Source organism: Sphingobium sufflavum (assembly GCF_021403115.1).
Lineage (GTDB): Bacteria > Pseudomonadota > Alphaproteobacteria > Sphingomonadales > Sphingomonadaceae > Sphingobium > Sphingobium sufflavum.
Window position 1 is genome coordinate 457,968 of record NZ_JAJSSH010000003.1, and the last position, 8,060, is coordinate 466,027.

General features: G+C 63.8%; 6 protein-coding genes. 1 reads left to right on the forward strand and 5 read right to left on the reverse strand.

The window, feature by feature from the left end; translation table 11 throughout:
- The first annotated feature begins 51 nt into the window (after positions 1-51).
- Positions 52-2,664: a bifunctional lysylphosphatidylglycerol flippase/synthetase MprF gene (mprF, locus tag LWE61_RS07645; RefSeq protein WP_234149446.1), complete on the forward strand. Its 2,613-nt coding sequence runs from the start codon at positions 52-54 to the stop codon at positions 2,662-2,664.
- Between the two features lie 418 nt (positions 2,665-3,082).
- Here the strand turns inward: mprF and LWE61_RS07650 are convergent, their stop codons facing one another.
- From LWE61_RS07650 to LWE61_RS07670, 5 genes are all read right to left on the reverse strand, one after another.
- Positions 3,083-4,297 carry an MFS transporter gene (locus LWE61_RS07650; protein ID WP_234149447.1) on the reverse strand — a complete coding sequence of 405 codons (1,215 nt, stop codon included), beginning with the start codon at positions 4,295-4,297 and terminating at the stop codon, positions 3,083-3,085.
- A gap of 45 nt (positions 4,298-4,342) precedes the next feature.
- The gene (locus LWE61_RS07655; RefSeq protein WP_234149448.1) at positions 4,343-5,404 is read right to left on the reverse strand and encodes a phosphotransferase family protein; all 1,062 of its coding nucleotides are present in this window, start codon (positions 5,402-5,404) and stop codon (positions 4,343-4,345) included.
- Positions 5,405-5,453: 49 nt separating this feature from the next.
- Entirely contained in the window at positions 5,454-6,698 is a 1,245-nt protein-coding gene (locus LWE61_RS07660; RefSeq protein ID WP_234149449.1) for an NAD(P)/FAD-dependent oxidoreductase, read from the reverse strand.
- A 5-nt stretch (positions 6,699-6,703) separates the two neighbouring features.
- On the reverse strand, positions 6,704-7,753 hold the full coding sequence (locus LWE61_RS07665; protein ID WP_234149450.1) for an NAD(P)H-dependent amine dehydrogenase family protein: 1,050 nt from the start codon (positions 7,751-7,753) through the stop codon (positions 6,704-6,706).
- Between the two features lie 97 nt (positions 7,754-7,850).
- A partial coding sequence (locus tag LWE61_RS07670) for an SDR family oxidoreductase (RefSeq protein WP_234149451.1) occupies positions 7,851-8,060 on the reverse strand: 210 nt, incomplete at its 5' end.

Consider the following 8,060-nt stretch of genomic DNA (forward strand, 5'->3'; position numbering starts at 1 on the left):
GTAGATGGATGAAGCATGCAGGACGGCAGGCGACAGGCGAACAGGAACGCGATGTCTGATCTGAAAACGATTGTTCGGCATCACCGGGTCGCGATTTCAATGGGCCTTGTCTGCGTGCTCGCCGCGCTGGGCTTCGTCGCGCTGGACCGGCTGTTGCATGCAGTTCCCCTGCACGATATCCGGGCGGCCCTTACCGGCCTTGGCCCTCGCCATATATTCCTCGCCGTAACGTTCACCGCCATGAGCTATACGGCCCTCACCTTCTATGATGTGCTGGCGCTGCGCTCCATCGGGCAGCATCTGCCGTACCGCACCGCTGCTCTCGCTTCCTTCACCAGCTACACGCTCAGCCATAACCTCGGCCTGTCCCTCCTGACCGGCGGATCGGCCCGCTACCGTGTCTACAGCGCGGCAGGTCTCAGCGTGGCCGATGTCGCGCGGGTCGTCACCATTGCGGGCTTTGCTTTCTGGGGCGGCGTCATCATCCTGGCCGGAGCGGCGCTCGCCCTGCATCCGCAGGCGATGGACATGGGTGGCGTTGGCATTGGCATCGGACCGGGTCCATTGCAGGGGATCGGCGTCCTTCTGCTCGTCGCAGTCGCCGGACTATTGCTCTGGCTGGGACCGCATGGTCGCCTGCTGAAGGTCCGCAACTGGTCGATCCCGCTGCCGGGCTTCGGTCTCGCGCTGGCCCAGATCGGCGTGGCCGCCATCGACCTCGCCACCGCAAGCGCCGCGCTGTTCATCCTCGTTCCGGGCGTCGATCCGTCGCTCTGGCCTGCCTTCTTCATCGGCTATACGCTGGCAATCATCGCGGTGCTGGTAACGCATGTTCCGGGCGGCATCGGCGTGTTCGAGGCTGTGATCCTGGCGACCCTTCCTTCGTCCAACCGTCCCGAACTGATCGCCGCGCTGCTCGTCTATCGCCTGATCTACTATATCGCGCCCCTCCTCCTGTCCGTCGCCATCATGGCTTTTCAGGAAGGGCGGCGCTGGCGAACCCCGTTGGCGCATGCGCTGAGCGATGCCCAGATCGTCGCCTCCGGGCTTGCGCCGACGATGATCGCTGCGCTGGTCTTTCTCGGCGGCTGCGTGCTGCTGGTGTCGGGATCGCTGCCGGCCATGCCCGACCGGACCGCCGAACTTGTCGCGCTTCTCCCCCTGCCCTTCATCGAGGCGTCCCATATGGCGGCCAGCCTTGCCGGGGCGGCGCTGCTTCTGTTGTCATCGGGCTTGTATCGCCGGCTCGATGGCGCTTTCTGGCTGACGCGTATGATCCTGCTTGCCGGTGCCGCCTTCTCGCTGGCGAAAGGCCTCGATTATGAGGAGGCAGGCGTGATGCTGGTCATTGCGGGGCTGCTCCAGTGGACCCGCCCCGCCTTCTATCGCCGCACCAGCTTTACCGCCGACGCCCTGAGCGCGGGGTGGCTGGCGACGGTGGCGGTCGCAGTCGCTGTGTCGATCTGGATCGGCTTCTTCTCCTACAAGCATGTCGCTTACAGCGACGACCTGTGGTGGCATTTCGCGAGGGGTGGCAATGCGTCCCGGTTCCTGCGCGCCAGCTTCGCGGTTGCGGTGTTCCTGCTCGGCACGGCGATCTGGCGGATGCTCCGGCCTGCCGTGGTTCGCCCCGTCGCCGCGATGAGCGCAATTCCCGATCCCGGCGCGCTCGCCCTGTCCAGCCGCACCGACGCGAATCTGGCGCTTACGGGCGACAAGCGGTTCATCACCTCGGCCTCCGGTGACTGTTTCCTCATGTATCAAATCCGCGGGCATAGCTGGATCGTGATGAGCGACCCGGTCGGCGCGCGGCAGGCATGGACCGACCTCCTATGGCAACTGCGCGAACAGGCGGATGCCGCACAGGGACGCCTGCTCCTCTACCAGATAAGCGCAGAGGCCCTGCCTGCCGCCGTCGATCTGGGTCTCCAGATCGTCAAATATGGCGAGGAGGCGTTGGTCGACCTCACCACCTTCTCGCTCGACGGCCCGGCCGCCAAGTCGCTCCGCCACGCCGAACGCCGGGCCATGCGCGAAGGTGCGACCTTCGAAATCGTCCCGGCGGACGGTGTGCCTGCGATCCTGGAGGATATACACGCTATCTCCGACCGATGGCTCAAGGCCAAGGGGCATCGCGAGAAGGGTTTCAGCGTCGGCTGGTTCGATCCGGCCTATATCGGCCGGTTCGATTGCGCGCTGGTCCGGCAGGAGGGGCGGATCGTCGCTTTCGCGAACATCTGGACGACCGCCGACAAGTCGGAACTGTCCATCGACCTGATGCGACACGATGACCAGACACCCTATGGCACGATGGATTTCCTGTTCGTTCGCCTGATGCAATGGGGGAAGGACAATGGCTATGGCCGCTTCAGCCTGGGCCTGGCGCCGCTCTCCGGTCTGGAGGCCCGCAGGCTGGCGCCGCTATGGAGTAGACTCGGCTCACTCCTCTACAAACATGGCGAAGCCTTTTACGGGTTCGAGGGCTTGCGCGCTTATAAGGATAAATTCTCGCCGGACTGGCAACCGCGCTTCATCGCGGGACCGCAGGGCCTTGCGCTGGGTCGGGCGATGATCGACCTGCAGGCGCTGATATCGGCCAGACGACCGGATGACCGGGCGCGGTCGGGCAAATCCGGCGCGGTTATGCCCCCAGACAGCGTGTGATCCTGTCCGCCCTCTAGCCCCTGTTTTCGGTGTGCTTCGAAAAAAATGGGGGCGTCCGGGGAGGAAGCGCCCCCACTCAAAGGAGAGGATCGCCTTTAAGGCGAGTCATACTATGCAACACATAGTTGCATAGATCAAGGAGCAAACTCCTTCTTTCCGCTACCCATGGGCCGACAGTTTCCAGTCGAGTGCCAACAAGATCATGATGGTGAAGAGGTTTCTAAATTAAGTTCAATATATTGATTATAATAGATATTTATAAGATTTCACATGCTTCTCTCTTCGATCGGCGCAGCGCCCTTTCATTCCCCACCCCCGCTGCCACCTTATGCAACCAGTTCGGTCAATTCCTGCACTTCGCCAGAAAGCGGGCGCACTCTGCCGGGGAGCGGCGGCATCTGACAATGCTTCCGGCTACCTAGACCATCTCTGACGGACTATCCCTGCTGGCGTCCGCACCGCGCATGGCCACCGTCGCCAGAACCGCCCCCACGGCCAAAACGATATAAGCCATCAATGCAGCGTCATAACGGCCACTGCGATCATAGATCATGCCGAACGCCGGCGGCACGGCCAGCCCGACCATCATAACCACGAAGTTCAGCAAGCCCACGACCCGCCCCACATTGGCAAGACCAAAGATTCTGGCCGCGACGACCGCCTGCAAGGGGATCGCCGCTCCGTTCGTCAGGCCGACAAGGGCTGAACCGAGGGCGAATATCCAGAAACCCCAATGGGCGGCCAATATGCACGACAGCCCGGTCACAAAGCCCGTGATCCCAAAAAGCAGAATGATCCGTGGCCCGGCCCGATCGGCCACGATGGCAAAGATAACCTTGCCCAGCAGACTGCCCAGCGCCAGGGCGGAAATGAGCAATGTCGCGGTTCCGATGGGGATTCCCTGCGCCTGCGCAAGGGGGACCATATTGGTGACAAGGCCCATCATGCCGGTGAGCAATATGCCGAACACCGCCGTCATGAGCCAGAATTCACGATGCACCATCACCGCCCGCATCGTCAGCGCCACTCCGGCCTTTGCCCTGTGTGCGCCATCTCCGTCGGGACGGCGATCCCTGATGAAATAGCAGGCGGCCAGCGTCAGGATCAGCAGTCCGATGGCCAGTATCTGGAGAGCGGGCCGCCACCCGAAACTCTCGATCAGTCCCTGGATCAGGGGCGGGAACAGAAATCCGCCGACCGAAATTCCGATGGCTGCCAGACCGAGCGCACGGCCCCTGTCCCTGTCGAACCAGCGCGACACCAGAACGGACGCCGACAGCGGGCCGATCAGGACATTGGCGGGGGCGAGCAGGAGAGCATAAAGGATGAGCATCTGCGAATAGTCATGCGCCAGCGACAGGCCCGCAAAACCGGCGGACAGGGCGACCGAACCGATCAACATGATGACCCTGATGGACAGTTGGTCAAGCAATCGCCCCACCACGGGCGACAACAGGGCGGTCACCAGCAAGGTGAGCGTCATGGCCAGCATGACGACCATGCGGGTCAGGCCGAATTCGGCCGCGAAGGGAACCGCCAGCACGCTGAAGGCCGAGGTGATCGTGCCTGCGCTCACGCCCTGCAACACCAGGCAGGCGACGACCTGTTGCCATCTGACTTTATCGCTTTGCATTACGGGCGTTCCTTCACACACATAGTCGTTGGTCGCCCGCGGCGGTCATACGCCGAGCAGGTTGAAGCAGCGATGCCGGGCGACACCCGCCCCCAGTCGTTCGGTAAAGATCCGCATCACGTCGGGCGCGCCGCGCGTGGTGATCGCCCCCCAATGATAATAGCCGTAGATTTGCGCGGCCCGATATTCCTCCCACGCTTCGTCCCAGCCCGGCACTGCGCCGCCATGCTCGGCCAGTGCGGCGAGATAGGCTTTGAGCAGTGCCTCCTCATGCTGCTCGGCCTGCTCCACGGTCAGGACAGCACAGATATGATAGGCGACATCGCAGGCCCAATGTCCCCGCTGGACCAGTTGCCAGTCGGTGAAGCCCAGACCGTCCACCGTGGTGAACAGATTCCCCGCGTGGCAATCGCCATGGAGGAGCGTGCGGGGGCGGGTGCGCGTGCGCGTGCGTTCTGCAAGCGCCCTCAGAGCCTGGAGGACGAGGCGGGCATCGCTGGTCCGGTCATCCAATATGTCGGTACGGCCATCGTCGAGAACCTCCTGCATCCGTTCGACCGTAAAGTGCGGATTGGCGGCGATCCTCTCGATCCGGTCGGGCAGCCATGCCGTGCTGTCCGCAATATCGGTGCGGCTGTGCAGGCGCGCCAGCTGGTCGAGGCTTTCGATGGCGAGTTCGGGCGTGAACGGTTCGAGCGCCGAGCAGAAGCGCGCACCCGCCGCGATCAGATCCTCCATGACGAGGATGCCGTCCCCCTTGCCCTCGTCCAGCACGATGGCCGGAACCTTGGGCAAGCGCATCGAGATTTGCGGGGCGATGTCGCTGTAGAATTTCCCTTCGCGGATGGTGGTCAGGCCACCGGCACCCGGCACGCCCCAGAAGGCCTTGAGGCAATAGCTGTGGACGGCGTCCGGATCATTCGCGAAACGCACGCGGATGCGGACTTTGGATGCCAGCGTCTTGATGACCTCGGCCAGTTCGACAGAGACGACCTCCGACCCGCCCGAAACGGGGGCCAGCGCCATGGTCAGCCAGCGGGGATCGACCGCCTCCTCCATGCTTTGCGGGATGAAGCCGACCGGCACTGTCTTTGCGTCTGACGTCATGACTGGACCTTTCGAACGAACAGCAGGGTCGATGGGATCAGCCGCGCAATCATGACGCCGGCACCGCGACGGTCGGCACGTCCTTCAGGGCGATGGAGGCATCGGCGAGAAGCGCCGGATCGAGCATCGACCGTGCCAGCACATGCGCCCGCCCCTGTGCATAATCCTTGACCGCGTTGACGCAGTCGATCGCGATGACCCTGCCATCCTTCAGATAGACGACGGAAAAGGACCGGCTGGCGATATCGCCCCGCAGGATCGTCTGGTCGTACCCGGTCGACAGGCCCACCGTCTGGAGCTTCAGATCATATTGGTTCGACCAGAACCACGGCAGCGCATCATATTCGCCCACCTCCTGACCCAGGATGTGCTGCACGGCCAGCTTCGCCTGGTCGTTCGCATTCTGCACGGACTCGACGCGTATCTTGGCCCCTCCGGCAAAGCCATTGGCATGGGTGGCGCAATCCCCCACCGCATAGACATCCGGCAGAGTGGTGCGGCAATAGCCATCGACGTCGACGCCATTGGCGCCCAACGCCCCCGCTGCGATCAGAGGCCCGACTTCGGCGATGATGCCGATGCCCACGATGACCAGATCGGCAGGCAGGATGGAGGCGTCCTCCATCCGCACGCCGACGACATGGCCGTCCCGCTCTTCGATGCAGTCCATTCGGGCGCCGGTGCGCAGGTCCACGCCATGCGCTCTATGCTCCGCCTCGTAGAAGGCCGACAGTTCGGGACCGGCGACGCGGGCCAGCACGCGATCCTGCGCCTCCAGCAGCACCACATGCTTGCCGAACTTGGATAGGACGGCGGCGGCCTCCAGCCCGATATAGCCGCCGCCGATGATGACAACATCCCGCACCGTGCCGAGACGCGCCATGATCGCGTCCGCGTCGCTGCGCCGCCGGACCGCATGGACACCCTTTGCCATGCCGCCGTTGCAGGACAGGAGCCGGGGCGAGCCGCCCGCCGCCCAGATCAGCTTGCCATAACCATAGCTGGTGCCGTCGCCGGTCGTGACGCGGTGCGCCTGCGCGTCCACCTGCGTCACACGCTGGTTGAGCACCATGCTGATGCCCCGCTCCGCCCAGAATGTCTCCGGGCGGATCAGGATGCGCTCGAACGGCTTGTCGCCGCTCATATAATCCTTCGACAGCGGTGGCCGTTCATAGGGCACGTCCGGTTCGTCGCCGATCATGCCGATTGTGCCCGCATATTTCAGTTGGCGGAGCGTGATCGCGGCCTGCGCGCCGGCATGGCCGGCCCCGACGATGAGGATGTCGAAGTCCACCGGTCTCACCCCAGTTGCGCGATGATCTGGGGCAGGTCGGCGGTCGTCAATATGCCCGGCTGCGCGGCGCAGACATAGGGGATCGCGTTGACCGGCCGGTGCGCCGTCAGGTTCGGCAATGTCGCCTGCCGTTCGCCCGCGGGAATGGGAAAGCTGATGCTGATGTCGAAGGGCGTGTCCCCCTCCACCACGACGCGCCAGCCGTCCGGCCGCACGTCCCAGGAGGGTTCCAGATTTTCCGTGACGAACCAGTTGCAGCGAAAACGCAGAACCGGCTTGCCATCGCGGAAACCCGTCGTGACCATGCGCTGCCCTGCCACGGACCCTGCCGCAATGGTGGTCTTGTGCAATTTGGTCGGCTCCCTGGCGACGGCGATCTCGCTCGTCACCTCGAACCGCTCGATCGGAATGCCGATGGCGTCGGCCAGCGCGGTAAGCGAATGGCCGAACACATTGTCCCGCTCCGGAAATTCGCGCCGCGTGAAATTCTCGGCGGACTCGCCAAAGCCCATGATGCCGATCAGCATTTCCTCCGAGCAGCCGTCGATGCAGTTCGCATATTCGTCGATCATCAGCAGGTCGAGGCGACGCGAAAGGGAGAGAAGGACGATGGGCAGCGCTTCCGTGATGAAACCGGGGCTGCTGCCGGATGTGTGCAGCGAACTCTGGCCCTTGGCGCAGGCCGCAGTGACGCGCGCGCGGCTGTCCGCATCCATATGGGCCGGGTGAAAGAATTCCGCCCGCGTGGAGGAGATGTTGATACCGGCTTCCAACAGCGCGCAGACATCGTCGATGTCCGTGCTTTCCGGCATGTAGAGCACGCAATCGGGCTTCAGCGCCACAATCGACTGAACGTCGCGCACGGCCTTGACGCCGACGGGCGGCAGTCCGCACAGATCGCCAGCGTCCTTGCCCTCCTTTGCCTCGGAATAGACTTTGACGCCGACCAGCTCCATGTCGGGATGGCGGATGACCGCCCGCATCGCGGCAGACCCCACGGTGCCGGTTGCCCATTGTACGATACGCAAAGCCTGTCCTGTTGCCTGCCCGGTCATCCGTCATCTCCCTGATATGTTGATTGTCGAAAAGGCAGCCTTGCTTCGCTGCCAGTCGGCGGGCGCGCCCGCCCACCCACCCACCCACTGCCTTGGTTCAACCGATGAACATGCCGCCATTGACCGGCAGAACCACGCCCGTGACATAGCTGGCGCCATCGGACGCCAGATATTCGCACGCCGCGGCGATGTCGTGCGGCGTTCCGGCGCGCGGAATGGGAATATGCTGCGCGATCACGTCCAGCGGCGGGAAAGTGCCTGCCGCAATTCCCTGCTCCGCCATCGGCGTGGCGACGACCGACGGCGG

What these genes read in the sequence shown, in the direction of transcription:
- mprF (WP_234149446.1), top strand. Translation starts at nt 52, where the DNA reads ATGTCTGATCTGAAAACGATTGTTCGGCATCACCGGGTCGCGATTTCA.
- LWE61_RS07650 (WP_234149447.1), bottom strand. Translation starts at nt 4,297, where the DNA reads ATGCAAAGCGATAAAGTCAGATGGCAACAGGTCGTCGCCTGCCTGGTG.
- LWE61_RS07655 (WP_234149448.1), bottom strand. Translation starts at nt 5,404, where the DNA reads ATGACGTCAGACGCAAAGACAGTGCCGGTCGGCTTCATCCCGCAAAGC.
- LWE61_RS07665 (WP_234149450.1), bottom strand. Translation starts at nt 7,753, where the DNA reads ATGACCGGGCAGGCAACAGGACAGGCTTTGCGTATCGTACAATGGGCA.